Source organism: Alsobacter soli (assembly GCF_003004785.1).
GTDB lineage: Bacteria > Pseudomonadota > Alphaproteobacteria > Rhizobiales > Beijerinckiaceae > Alsobacter > Alsobacter soli.
Map to the genome: position 1 here is coordinate 1 of NZ_PVZS01000046.1, position 15,827 is coordinate 15,827.

Below are 15,827 nucleotides of genomic sequence, written 5' to 3' on the forward strand. Positions count from 1 at the left end.
TAGAAGGCGTGCTCGCGGGCCTGCTCCAGCTTGTTGAGGCCGCCGGTCTCGCCGAGCTGCTTGGCGAGCTCGGACGCGGTGGCCGCCGTCCCTAGGGCCTGCTGCATGAAGGCCACGCGCTGGTTGGCGGCGACGGTGCGGTAGTATTGGCGGCGCGTTTCCGCGGCGAGGCGCAGCACCGATTCCGCCGTGCGGAGCTGGGCCGCCCGGAAGCGCTGCTCCGCCACGGCGGCGCGCGCCGGCAGGGTGATGAGGTCGAAGAGGCCGACCAGCACCTGGCGCTCGACCTCCAGCTCCAGCCCGCCCCCGATCCGCGACAGGGAGATGCGGGGGCTCGGCGGCAGGGTGGCCTGCACATAGGCCGCCTCGGAGACGCCGAGCTCGTTGAAGGCCGCCTGCAGGCCGCGGTTCTTGAGGAGCGCCACCTGGACGGCGCTGTCGGAGGTGAGCGGCCGACGCAGCAACTCCTCGGCGCGGCGCTGGGCCTCGCCGGCGGAGGCGTCGTCGGCGACCTTGACCACATCCTTGCCGAGCTCCGCCCGGGTCAGGCCGGCAACCGGCGAGAGACCGCCGTCAGGGGAGAGGCCGACGCAGCCAGACAGCAGGCCGGAGAGGACCGCGACGGATGCGACTTGGAGACCGCGCGCCATGTCAGCGCCCCCGCCGCGCGTCGTCGTTGGTGTCGCCGCGTTCGGGCGCACCCGGGGCGACGCCCCGGTTCATCTCGCGCCAGTCCTTCGGCTCGACGACGTCGTAGCCGCGGACGCCGGCGGTGACCGGCGCGTAGCGGGGCTGGCGCAGGCCCAGCGACGGGTCGGCCGCAGCCGTGATGGAGGGCGCCGCGGGGACGCAGGCGGCCAGGGGCGCCAACAGGCCCAGGGCTGCGGGGGTGAAGGGCTTCATCGGGACTTCCATCCCGGTCGCCACCAACGTCGCGGGCTAAGGGCCTTCGAGGCTGGAGGTGACCGGCTGATCAGGGACAGGCGGCCGCGAAGCGCGGGCACGCCGTTTCGGCGGGCGACAGGGCGCCCGCTGACTGGATCAGACGGTTCGCGGAGGGCGGTCGAGGCCGCCGGCGCCCGAGGGCCTGACTTGCTCGTCGGAAGGAATCAGCTTGGCGGCTCTCACGGCCGTGGGGGACCCGAGCAGGGCCCCAGCGTTCGCCTGGAACACATGACACAGGCCCATGCCGCAGCAGGCTTGGCCTTCGTCGCTATGGCCGCCCGCCCCGCCACAGACGTTCGGGTTCATGTCGCAGGATGCGGCGGGGGCGCCCGCCTTGGTTCGCTCGGCCTGGTCGCCAAGGGCCGTGACGGGGATCGCGTCGCGGTCCGCAAGGGCGATGCTCGCCGGCGCCGACTGGTGCCCCTCGTGCGCCATCGCCCGCGGCGCGGCGAAGGCCGCCAGCGCCAGCGTGATCGCGAAGAGTACGACAAGGATCGGGCCCTTGAGGCGCAACAGCATGCTCCTGGTGAGGGCGGATGTTTCCCACGAACAGCCGTATCGCGCAACCCGGGGCCCCGCCGCACCCTTCAGGAGAAGTCGGGAAAGCGAGGCGGCAGACCACGTCGTAGTAGTGGCCGTAATTGCGGCCCTCGATCTTCTTCAGGTCGGTGTATCGACGATCTCGCGCTCGATCCTCATGCGTCGTCCTCCTCGTCGTCCTCCGGGTTTTCGTAGTTCGGGTCGAAATGCTCAGGCCAACGCATCTTGGCCTCTTCGACCTCCCCGGCCGTCAGCGACATGTGTTCAAGCAGAAGCTCCGGATCATCGGCCAACTCGAGCCATTCCTCAAAGATGTCGAGCTTGCGGCTGTACGGCATCACGAAATCCTGGCAGTTCAGCCAGGGCTCGGGATTGGCGGTGAAGGGCGCGATCTGGGCGGCGAGCGCGAGGGCCTCATCCAAGTCGGAGCAGGTCGCGACGCGCAAGGTGGGCTGGCCGAAATAGCTGGCATACAGGTTGTGCTTTTCAGCATCGAGCAGGTAACTGACGACGGTGATGTCGCCGTATTCGAAAGTGGGCCTGACCTCGATGTGATTGACCTGCTTCGCGGCGAGCTTCGCCAGGAAGACGGTGCAAACGTGGGGCGCCAGGGCGCGGATCTGGTCTTCGGTGATCATGGTGGGTTCCAATGGATTGGGTGAGTGAAAAGGTAGTTAGCTGAAGCGGAGCTTGAACCAGAAGGCTTGGGATCGATCTTTGAACTCCAAAAAGAGCGGCTGCTTGCGCCTGAATTCATGACGCCAGTAGGGTTCCTGGAAGTCACGGTTTTCGATCCACGTCAGAGCCAAGGCGAGGAACAGGCCGTCCCCTTCGAACTTCAAGACGACCGGCTTCATGCGTCCAGCTTGAACGATTGGAGGCAGGCGATGCGCTTCCTGAGGTGCGGGATCAGGAAGGCCGTGTCCTTGCCCTCGTAGCGGGCGCACGAGCGTTCCAGGCCCGCGAATGACCTCGGCCGCATAGGCGTTGGGCTCCACCAGGGACGGCACTGCGAGCTTGGCGGCGAAGGCGTCGGACTCGGACTGGAAGCGGATCAAAAAGCCCTCGTCTTGATCGCTGCAGCCGACGGTGATGCGGTCGCACTCGGCACCGCCGATCACGCCGGATTCAAGAAACAGGTCGAGCGGATCGATGAGCTCGTCATCGTCATCCCAGTCCACGTCGATGGGGAAAAACAGGTAGGTCATGGGTGAAATCCGTGGTTCGAAATGCGGAAGCGGCCGGCTCGCGGCGCGCATCCTCTTTCTTTCATTACCTGGCCAGCAGCGGACTCGCTTCCAACTGGTCTTTCCGCGCCGATGGCGGAGGTCGCTGGCGACCGGAGCCGCACCGTAGTTGCGGCGCGGCCGTTTAGTCCTGGGCGCCAGCCCCTAGTTCATCCGCTGGCTCGCCAGCAATAATAGTGGCGTGGCCTTTAGTCCTGGGCGGCTTGCCGCCTAGTTCCTGGCTCCACCAAACTGATAGTACTATAGTCTTTCCTAGTCTAAGTAGTTACTATAGTACTATCAGATTGAGGCAACTACTGCGTGGCCCAGTCCACGGAGTAGGAGCAGAGATCGAGGCGGGCCTGCCGCTGGGCGTGTCCCTTGAGCAACTCACCATTCGACATTCGGTCGCTCCAGGCGGAAATGGAGATGACCTCGCCGGCCAAATGCAGGTTCATCACGGCAGGCAGGCGATCCTGCATAGCCAAAGTGAGGAACTGGCGGTCATGGTAGAACGTGCCCTGGCCAGGGATCTTCTGGACCAGCAGGCCGAAGCAGACCTTGATCGGGCTGTTCAGGTCGGGCTGCTTCAGCATGATCCAAGTCGCCATCAGTTCGTCATAGTACCCGTCAGTGATCGAGCCGCGCCGCTTCAGGGTGAGGAAGTCGTTGTCGGCGCGAACGTGTTCGACGAGACGCGCCGACTGCTTCCAGGCCCACTTGGACAGGCGGATCTTGTCCGCCGGATCGGTCCAGACCTCCAGGGTGCTCATGAACTCCGGCATGTACTTGTCGCGCTTCCCCTTCTCGCCATTGTCGAAGAAGGTCGCCTGGACCATCGTGATGTCCTTGGCGGCCGGGCAGGGCGTCACGGTCTTGGTGGCGGGCTTGGTGGGCTGGGTGCCCTGGAACGCGGCGATGAGGGCGGCGGCCTTTTCCGGATCGGCCTTGAGCTGCTCCAGCAGGGCGGTGAAATTGTCAGTCATATGGTCCTCTTGAAATTGGGAGACCGGGCGCCTTGAAAGGGGCGACGCCCGGCCATGTACTTACTTCTAGGGGCTGACCCTCCTGGCCCGGTAGCGCGGCATGCGGAAGCTCACCGCGTCGGCGAGGCGGTACAAGTCCGTTTCCAAGGCGCTGTTGCTGTGGTTGCTGGACGGCGAGTACAGGCTGTCTCGCTCGTTAACCCAGTCATGGTTCGCGAAGGCGTTGAGCCCCTTATTCTTCCACTCACGGTGCGGGATGACGAGGACGTACGGGTCCTCCGTCTCTTCAATATTATGACTCATCTGAAACTCTCGTTGAAAACGACTTGGTGATCCCGAGCGCGTAACCGCGTCCGTGGCCGGCAACCTGACCGAAAGTCGCCGACCGTTCTAGTACGTAGGTCACCGGATGGCCTCACAGCGGCGACTGCCTCCTCGAAGGTGGCGAGCAGCAAGCGGATGCTGTCAGCGATGGGCGCAACCGGGATCTGCATGGCGTCCAGGTCCTGCAGGGTGGCGGAGGAGCCCGTGTGTTCAATGGACGACCCAGAACGAGCGCCGGCCGGTGACTGCACCCACAGGTATCGGTCGGGACAAGCGGCGAGACTGCTGCTCGAACGGCGGAGATGATCGAAGTCGGTGATCGCCCACCCCTGGCGGCACGGCGTCAGGCCCGTTGAATGAGGCGCGGGCGAAACCCTTGAAGCGGTCGATCATCGTCGCGAGCTTGTCCGCCGATCACCAGCCAATCCGGTTAATCCAAGGTACAAGCTTGCTGACAGGCGGACCCTTGCCATAGCCGTCTCCGGCGGTGATTTTGTCGTGGCCCAAGATCCATTCCTGGATCTCCTCGGGACAGCCTACGGCGCGCAGGCGGTCCTTCGCTCTATGGCGGAGGGAATGCACGACGATGGCCTCGTCCGCGATCTTCAGCCGGTTGCGGATGAAGCTCATCAGCCGTTTCGACATCATCGACGGGTTCAAATGCGCGGCGAATAGCGGGCCGGTGATCTTTTTGGGAAGATAGAGCTCCAGGGCTTTTGGGATCGGAACGCGGCGTTTGCTGGTGATCGTTTTTTCTCCGATCATCCAATAGCGGTGGCCAAGCTCGTCATGCTCATGGTCGAGCCCCATGGCCTCGCTGAGCCTCATCCCGGTGGTGGCGAGGATGCGCCACACGAGGGCGTCCTCTGGGCGCAGCGAGGGCAACAGCTGCCGCGCCAGCGCCATCTGCTCCTCCACGAACGGCTCCCGCTCCGTGGCGTCATCTCGTTGCGGGACCACGTCGCTGAACGGGTTGCGGTCGAGCTTGCCGTCCTTGACGGCGATGTTGACCATGACCCGCAAATGACTGAGCTTTTTCTGGACGGTCGCGCTTTTGTTGCCTGCTTTGTAGAAATGCTGGGCCAGCGCGGTGCCGTCCTCACGAGTCAGGTCGCGCAGCTTCTTGCCGGGCGCGATGATTCTAAGCGCCTCCCAGCCGAGACGCGCCTCGCGCTCGATGTACTTGTTGACGTTTTTCAACTCCACCCAGCGGGTGAAGATTTTCTCGTCATCCACGTCCGGCGGGGTAGGCTTGGTCACGTTGATCATGGCGGGATCGAACCGGAACGTGGGGATGATCCGCACGTCGTTGGGCTCCTCCTTCACGACGCGGCCGTCCTTAAGGAACAGGACGGTCTTTTCGTTGGCGATCACCCGCGTGCCGTCCTCCAGGACGCGGTCGCCCAGTGGATGGAGATGGGTGAACCCCGCCACCTTCACCCGGCGCTCGCGCCGGTTCTTGGCCTCCAGCAGGCGCATGCGGTGTTCCTGGATCAGGGGAGCCGCGAGCGCCTCCGCTTCCGCCTTGGAGGTGGTCCGGAGCGAGCGCTCGACCCCGCGGCCATATGTCTCCCGCAACCACGGGTCGGAGTACTGGAGCCGGACGTAGTAGATTCCGTTTTTCCGAAACAGCAGGTCGCGGGAAGTTCGCGCGCCCATCGTGGAAGACCTTTAGCGGCAGGACTTAGCCGTTTGGTCTTAGCGGCACTTTAGAGGTAGGGCAAGCGTCTGAAATGGAACAGGATTTCCGCGAACGAATCGGCGCGGCGACGGGTCCTGCCGGGGTCGCCATACCGAGAGAAATCGTTCGCAAAATCAGAACTTTGATCGCACGCTAGTCACTGATTCTCCATTCGGCTAGTCAAACTCGGGGGCGCTGGCACGGTGAGGCCGCGACCCTATTTGTTGTCGTGCTTGAGATGCGACGACGCGGCCCGCCACCCTTCGCGCAGACGGCGCCAATTTGCGCTAGCCTGACGATCCGGCGCTTCAGTTGAGGGTTTGCAGGGTTTGGGGAGGGTTTGGTGAAACCCTCTCGGGCAACAAATCTAAGCTGTGCAGTACCTTAGCAGCGGTGGGTGAGGGTTGAGCCCCCGGAATGCCGACACCCAAGAGGCGACACTAAGCTCGCCTCGCTCGAGAGGCCGCTCACGACCCGTTGTGGACATCCAGTTGGGTCGGAACGGATGCTCGCCTCCTGTTCATAAGAAGAAATCTGACTAGCCCGGCTCTGCCGGCATTGCCGTCCATCGAAGCCTTGCTGGCCTTGTGCTTACGATGAGCTTTCTGAAGCAAGCCCCATTGGCGTCTGCAAACCAGAACAGGCCGTCCCGGACGAGACTGATTTCGAGGCGCATCGGCAGACTGCGCATGGGAACCCGGACCGGCAGAGCGAGCGAGGCGGTCTCGCCGGGTCCGATCGGCTGCTCGAGGGCTGTGCGACCGTCGAGCACATGGTCGTGACGATTGCCGTCGAGCACGCGCCAGCGGGCGGCGAGAATGACGCCGTTTTCTGACGTCGCGGGCCAAGCCGTGGTGCTCCTGTTCGTCAGTGCGACCGGCAATGAGAGCTCCTGCCCCTGCCTCAGCAGCGTCGGAACGCGTGCGCGAATCCGCAGGTCGCGATGGCGATCAGCGGTTTCCTTTGTGACAGCATCGGTCTCGCCGTGCGTCGGAGAAGCCGCTTCCACCTCGGAGAAGAGCTCCTCCAGCTGGCGTCCGAATGCGGCGACGTAAGGCGGCTTGTGGTGGTCGTCGTGGTCGCCGTCCGAAAAGAATTCCCGGATCGGCCCGGAGTAAAACCGCCGCCAGGCTCTGTCCGGTTGATCGTGGAGGTCGTAGGCGCAGAACCAGCCGCGCTTGCCGTGAAACAGCGCGACCGGGCCATCATAGGGTTCAGGGATGAAGCGGTCCTGCATGCACAGGATAGCCACGTCCTGGGCGCGGCGACGGAGTTCCTGGGCGATCTTGAACGCGACCACCGCGCCCTGGCAGAAGCCGCCAACAAGATAGGGTCCCTCCGGCTGCAGGCGCTGGACTTCGTCCGCATAGTGGAGAGCGAGGGCCTGGGTGTTGGCGTCACTCTTCACGGGCGTCGTCGAGAGCGAGCGCAGGACGTGGAAGGGGCGCTCGGGGTCGAGCTCGTCCGCGAGCAGCTCGAACTGCCAGTTGCTCTGGCACACCCAGAAGAACGGCCGCTTGGACCCATGGCGATTCCGGGAAAGGACAAGACCATCTCGGGCGGCGGGCCAGCTGACGGTCGCCCTGAGCACCGCCTCGGCGACCGCCGGATCGAGCGCGCCGGCTCTCCGCGGCGCTGCGACGAACCGGGAGAGCCTCGCCGCCATGCCGCCGAGCGTTGGGTCGTCGAACAGGCTCTCGAAGGGCAGGTCGGAGCCAAGGCGGCGCTCCAGGCTCAGCGCCAGGGTGGTCGCGCTGAGCGAATCGCCGCCGAGATCGAAGAAGTTGTCCTCCACGGCGACGTCGGGCGCCTTCAGCAGGTTCCGCCAGAAGCTGGCCAGCAGCAGCTCCATGGGCGAGCCGGGCGGCGTCCGCGCCGACGGGGCGGCGACCCCGCAGAGGGCGGGCAGGGCGCGGCGGTCGAGCTTGCCGCTCGGCACGCGCGGGAGCGCGTCCACAAGCACAACCACTCGCGGCAGCTTGTAGTCGGCGATCCTGCCGCGGAGCGCGGCGACGACGTCGGCCGGCGCGAGGCGGGTGTTTGAAGCCGGGACCACCGCCGCCGCGACTTCCTCGCCCAGCGTCTCGTGGGGCAGGGCGAACGCGGCGCCCGCGGCCACGCCGGGGCAGGACGCCAGGAGCTCGTCGATCTCGGACGGCGAGATCTTCTCGCCGCCCCGGTTGATCACCTCCTTGAGCCGGCCCGTGAGAAACAGATAGCCGTCGCGGTCGAAATAGCCCTCGTCGCCCGTGCGCAGCCAGCCGTCTCGGAAGGGCTGCTCCGCCGCCGGCAGATCCTCGTAGCCGGACATTACCGTCGGGCCGGACACCTCGACTTCGCCCCGCGCCCCGGCCGGAAGCGGCGCGCCGTCGGCCGCCCGGACGCGCACCCGCGGTCCGAAAGGCACGCCTACGGAACCCGGCTTGCGCGGGCGCCCGTCGACCGGCGTGCTGGTGATCAGCCCCGCCGTTTCCGTCATGCCGAACATGGGCGCGAGCGGGACGCCGAACGACGCCTCGAACCGCTCCTGCAGGGCGGCCGGAAGCGACTGCGACACGGCCCGAACGAAGCGGAGGCCTGCCCAGTGGGACCTCTCCCGCGCCGCACGGGGATCGTCCAGCAGATCGCGCAGAACCGTGGGCACGGCCTGGAACCAGGTGGGCCGGAAGACGCGCACGGCGCGGAAGCACGCGTCCGTCCCGATCGCGTCGGCGAAGGCCACCGCGCCGCCGGCAGCCAGCGGCGCCAGCAGCAGGTCCACCAGAGCGCCGATGTGGAACATCGGCATCATGCTGAGGCAGACGTCCTCGGTCCCGAGCCCGAGGGAGCGGCCGATTTTCCGCACCGACTGGCTGAGCGCGGCCGCCGTCAGCGGAACCCGCTTCGGCGAGCCGGTCGAGCCTGACGTGTGCAGCACGAGCGCCACGCGCGACGGGTTGGTCAGATCGGCAGGGGCGCCGCCCTGGGCGGGCGGCCCGGTCAGGGTAAAGCCGGCGGTGGTTCCCCCAACGTCGCGGTCGAGGCGGATCACTGCGGCGCCGGCCCTCTTGGCGGCTGAATACGCGCGTTCGTCGCCGGCGGCCACGATCACGTGGCTCACATGGGCGTCCGACAGGAAACGCACGGCCTCGTCCGGAGGATAGGCCGAATTGATGGGGACTGCCGCTGCAAGCGTCGCGACGGCCAGGATCGCGGCCGCCGTTTCCGGCTGCGTGGGCAGGATCAGGGCGACTCGTGAGGCAGGTCCCACTCCCATCCTTTGCAAGGCGGCATGGGAGCGTTCCACCAGCGCCAGCACGTCAGAAAACGTGGCGTCGCGTCGCCCGCTCGAGCGCAGGGCGACGCGCAGGGGCTCTTTCCGAGCGACCGCTCGCAGGGGCTCCAGCAACTCGGAGTCGAGCAGATCGGCGCCGTCGTCACGCATGGCTCGATCCGATCCAGGGACCTGCATGACGCAGGAAGGCGACGCGCCGGGTGCAGGCGACGCCTCCCGCCCCCTCGACCACGGCTCTGGCGAGCCGACAGCCGCCCTGCAGAGCGAACGCGAGCGGTTGCGCCGTCCAGCCGGACCCCGGCGCAGCCAGGCGCGTGGGCTGGCCAACAGCATCGACGGTGATCTCCACCGTTTGTTCAACTCCGAGCCATGACACGGTGACGCGCGTCATTTCGGGGTCCGCATCTTCCCATCTGATCCAAGGCCCTGGCAGCAAGGCTCCTGGCGTCCACAAGAGGGCGTAGCCGATCAGCCGCGCCGCCAGTTCAGGCAGGAGAGGCGCAGGCGGGCGCCTGGGCACGAGCCAGGCCGTCCATGCGGACCGCGACGCCGCGCCGTCGAGCAGGCTGACCGCAGTGAGCGAGCCCCAACCCTTGTAGCCGCGGATTGCGAAGCCATACGGCGCCGCCAGCACCATGATGTCCCGGGTCGATGCGGGGCCGTCTTCCGGTCCCGCCAGCAATCCGAGTTCCGCCACTGTTCGCAGGGGCGCTTCCTCGGGGATGAGGAAGCGAAGCAGCCGGTCCGCGACGGGCTGCCCGGTGGCGAGATCGCCGGACTCCACGGTCCGCTCATGCCAGACGGTCTTTGACCGAAGCGTCGCCCAGGTCGTGTCCCGCCAATAGGCGTCACGGACGCGCAGCGCCCCCAGGCCGACGGCCACCAGGGCCACGGCCCCTATTGCGCCGGCGACCATCATGGGCCCGCGCCCGCAGCCCGGGCCCGGGCGCCTTCGGCCCATGAATCGACCGAAAGCGCATCCAGGCGCGCGAGCACGGCGCGCGCGGTGTCGGCCCAGGTTGGCGCGACATAGCGGGCTCGGATGGCCTCCTCGCGGCGGCCAAGAAGCCCCGGGCTGAACAGCAGCGCCTCGATGAGGTCATAAGCCCCATCCTCGTCGGCAGGATCGTGATAGTCGACGTAATCGCCGCCGACTTCCGGAATGGAGGTGGCGTTGGAGGCGACGCAGGCGCGGCCATGCGCCAGGCTCTCGCCGACCGGCAGGCCCCAACCTTCGCAGTGACTCGGGAACACTGTGAACAGCGCGTCGTCGTAGAGCGCAGACAAAGCGCGGTCCGAGAGATCTGACAGCACCTTGACCTTGCCGCCCAGGAACTCGGAATCCCGGAGGTCGCGCCGGAGGTCCTGGACCTCCCAGCCCCACTTGCCGGCGAAAACCAGGTCGGGGATCGAGCCTGGCCCGTGGACGCGCAGCAGCCGTTCCCAGACCCGAACAAGCAGCCGATGATTCTTTCGGATCTCGATCGTGGACACGTAGAGAACGTGCCGTCGTTCCGAGGGCGGCTTGCGCCTCGCCGGAGGGCTTCCGGACCAGCCGGCGCCGAAGGGCACGGTCCGCACGAGCGGGACCGGAAGGCGCCGGCTCCGCAAGTAGGACGACAGGCTTTCGGCGGAGCTGCGCGAGGGCGTCAGCGCCAGGTCGCACACGCCTGCCATGCCGTCCATCCATCGGGTGAACGTGGGCACATGGTCCGGCGCGCAGAAGCGGGGGTGTGTCGCGGGTAGCACGTCGTGCACCAGGAGGGCGAATCGAAGACCGCGCTCCTGCTTGAGCCGACGAACCGTGCTGGCGAAGTTCCGATGCGTCCACGATGCGCCCAGGTTAACCAGGATGTCGCCGACGCTCGCCTCTCGATAAAAGGCCTCGGTCGCCGCCCGCGCGCCGACGGCGTTCAGGGCCTTCCGGCTGCGCAGGCGCAGGTAACGCGCCAGCTTGAGCGGCTCTCGCCCCCAGGCGGGCGCCCCGAGGATTCGCTCGTCGACGGAGGCGAGCGCCTGGACATCGTCCAAGCGGAGCGGCTGGATGAGCGCGGCGTCCTCGCCAATCCGGCAGAATCGGATCCGCTCCGGCGCCAGCATGGCCAAGTGGGGAAGGATCTCAGCCTGCACACGGCCGATACCCGTGGGCGTGACCGAGCCCTCGCAGTAAGTGAGGTAGTCATCGACCTCGACCCAGATCCTGCTTGCTGTGCGCTGCGCCATGCTGCCCGGACGTCGAGGACTTGATACCACTCACGAGCGCGAATCTGGCGTGATACACGCTGGTGGTGCGCCGCTTCTGCTCTACAGAGCGAGGCGTCGGGGAGCCACGGGTTTTTTCGGGGAAGGCGTCTGTGACGGTTGAAATCCGGCGAGGGCATGTGCTGGCGGATGCGGGTCCGCGGATTCCCTCGCTGTTTGTCCCGGCGACGGCCCTGTGGCGCCACTGGTCGCTTTTCCGCCGGCTGTTGGCGCGCGATGTTCTCTCGGCCTTTCGGGGCAGCGTGCTCGGTCTGGCCTGGGTCGTCCTGATCCCGCTGAGCTTCGTGGCGATCTATTCGTTCGTCTTCGGAGTGATCGTCAAAACCACGTGGGCGAATGAAGCCCGCGCGCCATTCGAGACGCCCCTGATTTACTTCATGAGCCTAATGATGTTCGGGTTCTTCATGGAGGCGATCACGCGCTCGGCGAACCTGATCCGCGACCATGCGACCTACGTGAACAAGATCGTTTTCCCGCTCGATCTTCTCGGGTGGGTCCTGGCCGGCACCGCGCTCATGAAATTGGGGATCAATGCGGCGCTTCTGGCGGGCGCCCTCGCAATCGTGACGGCCGCAATTCCCTGGAAGCTTCTGGTCCTCCCCCTGCTTCTGGCTCCCTTCGTGGTCCTGACGCTCGGGGTGATCTGGATCTTTTCAGCCGTGGGCGCCTATCTGCGAGATCTCGCCCTGGGGTTGCAGGCGGCAGCGCCGGTCCTGACCTTCCTCACCCCGATCTTCTATTCCGTCGACCAGGTTCCTCCTGCTGCGCGGGGCATGTTCTACCTGAATCCGCTGACCTTTCCGATCGAGAGCGCGAGAGGCGCGGTCTTCATGGAGCGTCCCGTCTCATGGGAGGGTTACGGCCTGTATTGGCTCAGCGCCCTCGCCGTCTTCACGCTCGGGGGGTGGTGCTTCCAGCGGCTTCGACCCGGGTTCGCGGATGTCGTCTGAGCCCCTTGTGCGCGCCCGCGGGCTAGGCAAGGCGTTCATGCTGTGTGACAGCCCATGGCGCCGCCTGGCCTGGAGCGCATTCGGCCGCGGCGGAGGCGAGCCCTTCTGGGCGCTCCGCGACATCGATCTCGACCTGGGCCCGGGCGACTGCGTCGGAATTATTGGACGGAACGGGGCCGGCAAATCGACTCTTCTGGAACTTCTTTCCGGGGTGCTGCGGCCGACTGAAGGCGTGGTGGAGACCCGAGGACGGGTCGCGGCGCTGCTGCAGCTTGGCGTCGGCTTCCATCCTGACTTCTCCGGCCGGGAAAACGTGTTTCTCGCGGGCGCGCTGCTCGGTCTCGGCGATGGGGAGATCCGTGACCGGCTCCAGGCCATCGCGGCCTTCGCGGACCTGGGCGACTTCATTGAAAAGCCGGTGCGCGAGTATTCGAGCGGCATGTTCGCGCGCCTGGCGTTCTCCGTTTGCGCTCATGCGGAGCCGGACATCCTCGTCGTGGACGAGATCCTTGGCGTCGGCGACTTCCGGTTCCAGCAGAAGGCCATGCGCTTCCTTCGCAACTTCAGGCGTCGCGGGATCCTGCTCTTCGTATCCCACAACGAGCATTCCGTGGCGGCGCTGTGCGATCGTGTGATCTGGATCGACCGCGGCCGGATCGCCGCCCAGGGCTCGGCTCGCAGCGTCCTTGCGGCTTACCGGACCGAGATGGCGCGTCTCATGCGACCTGGGGCCGCGTTCGAGGCGCGGCTTGGACAATCGGAGCTGGTCGAAACGGCCCTTCCAAGCGTGCGGCGGCCTTTCGAACCGGATGATCCGCCGCCGCCGGAAGGCGGCGGAAGGCTCCTCGCCATCACCCTGACCGCGGGAGGCCGGCCGCTGGTCGAAGCCCGCGGCGGGGAGCGCCTCCGCCTGGCGGTTCGATTCGCCGTCGAGCGCGCCGGCGAGCAGGCCAGTGTGGCCTTCGTGCTGCGCAATCCGCGCGGCCAGGCTGTTTTCGGCGGACGGACGGGTCCCGCAGGGTCGGGCGCAGTCGCGGGCGAATGGAGATGCGCCTTCAGTGTCCTGCTGCCGCATCTTCCAACGGGCGACTACGGGATCGATGTCTTCCTGCTCGCGGAAGGGCAGGAGCATCCACGCTGTCTCGACTTGCGGGAAGCGGCCGCGCTCGTGGCCGTCGTGTCCACCCATGTCTCCGGCGGCTTGGCCAACACGGCCATGAGGCGGGCCGAGATCTTGCAGCTTGTCGAACCGATCGCCCATGTCTGAGCATTGGCTGATCCGGGCCGAGGGCCTGACAAAGTCCTACCCGCGGCGGTCCGGCACGGCCGCAGCCCTGCTGGGCGCCATTCTGGGGCGACGCACCGGCGAGGGATACCGGGCCCTTTCGGACGTCGACCTCGAACTGCGGCCCGGCGAGGCGCTGGGCGTGATCGGCCGCAACGGCGCGGGCAAGTCCACGCTTCTTCAGATCCTGGCCGGATCGCTCCAGCCAACGGCAGGCAGCATCGAGCGCCGCGGCCGCGTGGCCGCCATGCTGGCCTTGGGCGCCGGCTTTCACCCGGATTTCACCGGCCGCGAGAACGTGCTGCTCAGCGCCGCCGCCTACGGGTTGAACGAAGCCGAGATCGCCGCCAAGCTGCCGCTCGTCGAAGCCTTCGCCGACATCGGGCATTTCCTGGACCACCCCGTCCGCGATTACTCGAGCGGCATGTACGCCCGGCTGGCTTTCGCCGTTTGCGCCCACGTGGATGCCGACGTGCTGATCGTGGACGAGATCCTCACGGTGGGCGACGCCGCTTTCCAGGCGCGTTGCCGAGCCTGGATGGAGACCTTCCTCGAGCGCGGCGCCCTGGTGTTCGTTTCTCACGACGAACTGGCGGTTCTGTCCGTCTGCACGCGCGCATTGTGGCTTGAAAACGGCCGTCAGGCTGCCGAGGGTCGTCCTGACGAGGTGGTGCAGGCCTATCGCAGGGCGATGGCCCGGCTTGATCCGGTGCAGCCCGCGCCGACCCGGCTCGAGCGCGATGCCGGGATCGATTTCGCGGCGGATGCGAGGCGGGGGCGCAATCCCATCCAGGTGACGCCATTCTCCGCTGGCGCGCCGAGCCATGGGCATGGGGGAGCGTCCATCACGGACGTGGCTTTCGTGGACGCGGCGGGGCGGCGGTGTCCGACGATCCAGGGCGGCGGGGAAGTGGAACTGCGCATCCGCGGTCGGACGGAGGCGGCCGTGGGCCGGCCGATCGTCGGCTTCATCCTGCGCGACGCCATGGGGCAGAACCTGATGGGCGACAACACCTATCTCGCCCACCGCGAAGAGCCGCGGGCGCTGGCGGCGGGCGAATGTTTCGACGCCGTTTTCGCCTTCAGGATGCCATACCTGCCCGATGGCCTCTACACGCTGGCGCCGTCCATCATCGAAGGGACGCAGCGCAGCCACGTCCACCTGTGCTGGCTCGAGGACGCCGTGGTCCTCACGGTCTCCGGCTCGCCGGTCGAGCTGGGCGCCGTAGGCGTTCCCATGGTGATCGAGGAGCCCGAGCCGTTAGAAGAGGACTTGGCGCGGCCCAGGGTCACCGCTCTTCCGTAAGCAGCCGCCCGAGATTGCGGGCGCTCTGGGCCCAGGTGAGAATTCCGGATCGTCGCGGGCGCGGAGCCTCGCCGCGCCGGTCGAGCCGACGCCACCGGTCGACCGCTTGCGCGAGCGCGTCTCCTCCGCCCTCGAAGTAGCAGGCCCGCTCGCCGGCGACCTCGCGGAACACGGGGATGTCGCGGGCGATCACGGAGCAGCCGCGGGCGGCCGCCTCGACAAGGGGCAGGCCGAAACCTTCGGCGTGGCTCGCCATGATCAGGCAGCCGCAGGTCACGTAGAGCTGGTCGACCAGGTCGTCGGTGGCGGTCTCGACATAGAACAGGCGCCTGTTCCGTTCCGGATGCCCGCGCAGCCGGGCGACGAGGCTCTCGACCATCCAGCCTGGACGGCCTGCGATGACCAGGATCTCGGACCCTCCCGCGGCCCAGAGCCGTTCGAAGGCGTCGACCGCGTCCGCGTGTCCCTTTCGCGGCTCGACCGTGCCGACCATCAGGAACGCGCGCGCCCCCGACAGGCGCGCCAGCAGACGCAGGCTCTCCCGGTCCAGCCCCCTCGCCGCAGGAGCTGCCCGCAGGTCGGCTCCGTGGTGCGACGCCACGATGTGCAGCGATTCGGCGCGCTCGGGGCCGTGGGCCCGTACCCAGGCCTTGAGGTCTTCCGCCACGGCCTGGGTCGGACAGGCCGCGATATCAGCTTCCGCCACCACCGCGAGCCACTCCGCGTGGCTTCGCGCGGCGTGGGGCGGGAAGAATTCGGGCCGGGTGACCGGCAGCAGGTCGTGCACCATGAAGGCCACCCGGACTCCGTCCCGGCGCATGGCCCTGTACAAATCCCGCTTCGCCACCACGCCGGCATGGTCGAGGTCGGGCATGAAGTAGGTGTCGCCCGCGCGGGGGAGGGCGGGCGCGTCGGGCGCGGGCGTGCGGGGGAGCCCGAGCTGGCGCGCGGTCCAGGCGCGCGCCAGCGCGAAGCCGTCCGCATCCGCGCGTACGGGCTCGACCCGCAGGCCCGCGGGCGCGTCCGCGATCCACGCGCGCACGAGCGC

At 67.3% G+C, this 15,827-nt stretch carries 14 protein-coding genes and 1 pseudogene; 3 read left to right on the forward strand and 12 right to left on the reverse strand.

Annotated features, from left to right (window positions below):
- The 11 genes and pseudogenes from SLNSH_RS23140 to SLNSH_RS23185 form a co-directional block, all read right to left on the reverse strand.
- A pseudogene (locus tag SLNSH_RS23140) lies at positions 1 to 650 on the reverse strand (TolC family protein); the annotation flags it as partial.
- Position 651: 1 nt separating this feature from the next.
- The gene (locus SLNSH_RS23145) at positions 652 to 903 is read right to left on the reverse strand and encodes a hypothetical protein (RefSeq protein WP_106340467.1); all 252 of its coding nucleotides are present in this window, start codon (positions 901 to 903) and stop codon (positions 652 to 654) included.
- A 138-nt stretch (positions 904 to 1,041) separates the two neighbouring features.
- Complete coding sequence (locus SLNSH_RS23150) at positions 1,042 to 1,458, reverse strand: hypothetical protein (RefSeq protein WP_146140361.1); 417 nt, start codon at positions 1,456 to 1,458, stop codon at positions 1,042 to 1,044.
- Positions 1,459 to 1,640: 182 nt separating this feature from the next.
- Positions 1,641 to 2,123, reverse strand: coding sequence for a hypothetical protein (locus SLNSH_RS23155; protein ID WP_106340471.1), 483 nt, complete (start codon positions 2,121 to 2,123; stop codon positions 1,641 to 1,643).
- A 36-nt stretch (positions 2,124 to 2,159) separates the two neighbouring features.
- Positions 2,160 to 2,693 (reverse strand): hypothetical protein, encoded by a 534-nt coding sequence (locus SLNSH_RS23160; protein WP_146140362.1) that lies wholly within the window; start codon positions 2,691 to 2,693, stop codon positions 2,160 to 2,162.
- A 332-nt stretch (positions 2,694 to 3,025) separates the two neighbouring features.
- Positions 3,026 to 3,697 carry a hypothetical protein gene (locus tag SLNSH_RS23165; protein WP_106340475.1) on the reverse strand — a complete coding sequence of 224 codons (672 nt, stop codon included), beginning with the start codon at positions 3,695 to 3,697 and terminating at the stop codon, positions 3,026 to 3,028.
- Between the two features lie 66 nt (positions 3,698 to 3,763).
- Entirely contained in the window at positions 3,764 to 4,000 is a 237-nt protein-coding gene (locus SLNSH_RS23170) for a hypothetical protein (RefSeq protein ID WP_106340477.1), read from the reverse strand.
- A gap of 435 nt (positions 4,001 to 4,435) precedes the next feature.
- Positions 4,436 to 5,500 (reverse strand): site-specific integrase, encoded by a 1,065-nt coding sequence (locus SLNSH_RS23175; protein ID WP_146140363.1) that lies wholly within the window; start codon positions 5,498 to 5,500, stop codon positions 4,436 to 4,438.
- Between the two features lie 740 nt (positions 5,501 to 6,240).
- On the reverse strand, positions 6,241 to 9,126 hold the full coding sequence (locus SLNSH_RS23180) for an AMP-binding protein (RefSeq protein WP_158266870.1): 2,886 nt from the start codon (positions 9,124 to 9,126) through the stop codon (positions 6,241 to 6,243).
- On the reverse strand, positions 9,119 to 9,895 hold the full coding sequence (locus tag SLNSH_RS25055) for a DUF6544 family protein (RefSeq protein WP_158266871.1): 777 nt from the start codon (positions 9,893 to 9,895) through the stop codon (positions 9,119 to 9,121). The genes SLNSH_RS23180 and SLNSH_RS25055 overlap by 8 nt, the downstream gene beginning before the upstream one ends.
- Complete coding sequence (locus SLNSH_RS23185) at positions 9,892 to 11,199, reverse strand: glycosyltransferase (protein ID WP_106340484.1); 1,308 nt, start codon at positions 11,197 to 11,199, stop codon at positions 9,892 to 9,894. Before SLNSH_RS23185 ends, SLNSH_RS25055 begins: the two co-directional genes overlap by 4 nt.
- Before the next feature lie 131 nt (positions 11,200 to 11,330).
- On the opposite strand from SLNSH_RS23185, the gene SLNSH_RS23190 reads away from it, so the two are divergent.
- Genes SLNSH_RS23190 through SLNSH_RS23200 form a run of 3 tightly spaced genes read left to right on the forward strand, consistent with a single transcriptional unit; the run spans position 11,331 to position 14,779 of the window.
- A complete protein-coding gene (locus SLNSH_RS23190; RefSeq protein ID WP_158266872.1) occupies positions 11,331 to 12,188 on the forward strand; it encodes an ABC transporter permease in 858 nt (285 codons plus the stop codon).
- Positions 12,189 to 12,225: 37 nt separating this feature from the next.
- Entirely contained in the window at positions 12,226 to 13,455 is a 1,230-nt protein-coding gene (locus SLNSH_RS23195; RefSeq protein ID WP_158266873.1) for an ABC transporter ATP-binding protein, read from the forward strand.
- Positions 13,448 to 14,779 carry an ABC transporter ATP-binding protein gene (locus SLNSH_RS23200; RefSeq protein ID WP_106340490.1) on the forward strand — a complete coding sequence of 444 codons (1,332 nt, stop codon included), beginning with the start codon at positions 13,448 to 13,450 and terminating at the stop codon, positions 14,777 to 14,779. The genes SLNSH_RS23195 and SLNSH_RS23200 overlap by 8 nt, the downstream gene beginning before the upstream one ends.
- Here SLNSH_RS23200 and SLNSH_RS23205 read toward each other — a convergent pair.
- The coding region (locus tag SLNSH_RS23205) for a glycosyltransferase family 4 protein (RefSeq protein WP_146140364.1) at positions 14,763 to 15,827 on the reverse strand (1,065 nt) is incomplete at its 5' end. The two genes, SLNSH_RS23200 and SLNSH_RS23205, sit on opposite strands and share 17 nt — an antisense overlap.